We start from the raw sequence: 2,758 nt of genomic DNA on the forward strand, positions 1-2,758 counted from the left end.
CGCGAAAGCGGCGTGTCAGTCGATGCATCAGCCTTCTGACACACCGCTTTCGCGAGCAAGCCCGCTACCACAGGGGGATTGATGAAATTCGTTAGCTAGACAAGTTTTTATCTGAACCATACCTGCGCCCAATCGTCATCTAGAGTGACTAAAGCGCGGGACTAAATAAACGTCACGGAGAATCACACTATGAGCACCGAAAGTGCTTCGAGTCGGGGCCGTCTGTTACCGAGCCTGCTCGGCATTCTGCTTCTACTGATGGGCCTGGCCATGTTGGCCGGGGGAGTCAAGCTGAGCATGCTCGGCGGCTCGCTGTACTACCTGCTGGCCGGTATCGGCATTGCGCTGAGCGGCATTCTGTTGCTGCTGCGTCGTCGTGCAGCGCTGGGCCTGTACGCCATCGTGCTGTTCGCCAGCACGGTCTGGGCCTTGTGGGAAGTCGGTCTGGACTGGTGGCAACTGGTGCCGCGTCTGGCCCTGTGGTTCGTTCTCGGCATCGTGATGTTGCTGCCGTGGTTCCGTCGTCCGTTGCTGCTCAATGGCCCGGCGCCGATGGGCACGGGTGGCCTGACCGTGGCCGTGGTGCTGGCCGGCGTCACTGCCCTGGCCAGCCTGTTCACCCACCCGGGCGAAACCTTTGGCGAACTGGGCCGCGACACCGCGGACATGACCAGTACCGCACCGCAAATGCCTGAAGGCGACTGGCAGGCCTATGGCCGCACCGAATTCGGTGACCGCTACTCGCCGCTGAAGCAGATCACTCCGGCCAACGTCGGCAAGCTGCAAGAAGCCTGGCGCATCCAGACCGGCGACCTGCCAACCGCCGATGACCCGGTCGAGCTGACCAACGAAAACACCCCGCTCAAAGCCAACGGCATGCTCTATGCCTGCACCGCGCACAGCAAAGTGCTGGCGCTGGATCCGGACACCGGCAAGGAACTGTGGCGCTTCGACCCGCAGATCAAGAGCCCGGTCGGCTTCAAGGGCTTCGCCCACATGACCTGCCGTGGCGTGTCGTACTACGACGAAGCCGCTTACGCCAAGTCTGAGAACGCTGCCTCGGCCGTTATCTCCGAAGCTGGCAAAGCCGTTGCCCAGGCTTGCCCGCGTCGCCTGTACCTGCCAACCGCCGATGCGCGCCTGATCGCCCTGAACGCCGACACCGGCAAGATCTGCGAAGGCTTCGGCAAAAACGGCGTGGTCGACCTGACCCAAGGCATCGGCCCGTTCACCGCCGGTGGCTACTACTCCACCTCGCCAGCGGCGATTACCCGTGATCTGGTGATCATGGGCGGTCACGTCACCGACAACGAGTCGACCAACGAGCCATCGGGCGTAATCCGCGCCTTCGACGTGCGCGACGGTCACCTGGTGTGGAACTGGGACAGCGACAAGCCGGACGCCACCGAGCCATTGGCCCCAGGCGAAACCTACAGCCGCAACTCGGCCAACATGTGGTCGCTGGCCAGCGTAGATGAAAAACTCGGCATGGTTTACCTGCCACTGGGCAACCAGACTCCGGACCAGTGGGGCGCCGACCGCACCCCAGGCGCCGAGAAATTCAGCGCCGGCATCGTCGCCCTCGACCTGGCCACCGGTAAAGTGCGCTGGAACTACCAGTTCACCCACCACGACCTGTGGGACATGGACGTTGGCAGCCAGCCAACCCTGCTCGACATGAAAACCGCCGACGGCGTGAAACCGGCGCTGATCGCCCCGACCAAACAGGGCAGCCTGTACGTCCTCGACCGTCGTGACGGCACGCCGATCATCCCGATCAAGGAAATCCCGGTTCCGCAAGGCGCCGTGAAAGGCGACCACACCGCACCGACCCAGGCCCGTTCGGACCTCAACCTGCTGGCCCCGGAACTGACCGAAAAAGCCATGTGGGGCGCCAGCCCGTTCGACCAGATGCTGTGCCGCATCCAGTTCAAGGAACTGCGCTACGAAGGCCAATACACGCCTCCGTCGGAACAGGGCAGCCTGATCTATCCGGGTAACGTCGGCGTGTTCAACTGGGGCGGCGTCTCGGTCGACCCGGTTCGCCAGATGCTGTTCACCAGCCCGAACTACATGGCCTTCGTTTCGAAAATGGTGCCACGCGAGAAAGTCGCCGCCGGCAGCAAACGCGAGAGCGAAACCGCTGGCGTGCAGCCAAACACCGGCGCGCCATACGCGGTGATCATGCACCCGTTCATGTCGCCACTGGGCGTACCGTGCCAGGCCCCGGCCTGGGGCTACGTTGCCGGTATCGACCTGACCACCGGTAAAGTTGTGTGGAAACGCAAAAACGGCACCAGCCGCGACAGCTCGCCAATCCCGATCGGCTTCACCCTGGGCGTACCAAGCATGGGCGGTTCGATGGTCACTGCAGGCGGCGTCGGCTTCCTCAGCGGCACCCTCGATCAGTACCTGCGCGCCTACGACGTGAACACCGGTAAAGAACTGTGGAAATCGCGTCTGCCTGCCGGCGGCCAAGCGACCCCGATGACCTACACCGGCAAGGACGGCAAGCAATACGTGCTGCTCGTTGTTGGCGGTCACGGTTCGCTGGGCACCAAGATGGGTGACTATGTGATTGCGTACAAACTGCCGGAATAAGTTTTAGCGGCGGTAAAGGAAAGGCGATGCTCCGTGAGGGGCATCGCCTTTTTTGTGCCCACACTTTCTGAGTCCACCGGACAAACCTGTGGGAGCGGGCTTGCTCGCGAAAGCGGTGTATCAACCAATGAGTTTGCCGGCTGACACATTGCCTTCG

General features: G+C 62.5%; 1 protein-coding gene. It reads left to right on the forward strand.

The genetic code is table 11. The annotated features are described in order from the left end of the window. Positions 1-189 precede the first annotated feature (189 nt). Entirely contained in the window at positions 190-2,601 is a 2,412-nt protein-coding gene (locus QMX91_RS30475) for a glucose/quinate/shikimate family membrane-bound PQQ-dependent dehydrogenase (protein WP_282413854.1), read from the forward strand. The last annotated feature ends 157 nt before the right edge of the window (positions 2,602-2,758 follow it).

Source organism: Pseudomonas sp. PS01299 (assembly GCF_029960145.1).
In the GTDB taxonomy this organism is placed as follows: Bacteria; Pseudomonadota; Gammaproteobacteria; order Pseudomonadales; family Pseudomonadaceae; genus Aquipseudomonas; species Aquipseudomonas putida_A.

Bases quoted from the DNA above. Each gene is read 5' to 3' on its own strand.
- QMX91_RS30475 (WP_282413854.1), top strand. From the start codon at position 190: ATGAGCACCGAAAGTGCTTCGAGTCGGGGCCGTCTGTTACCGAGCCTG.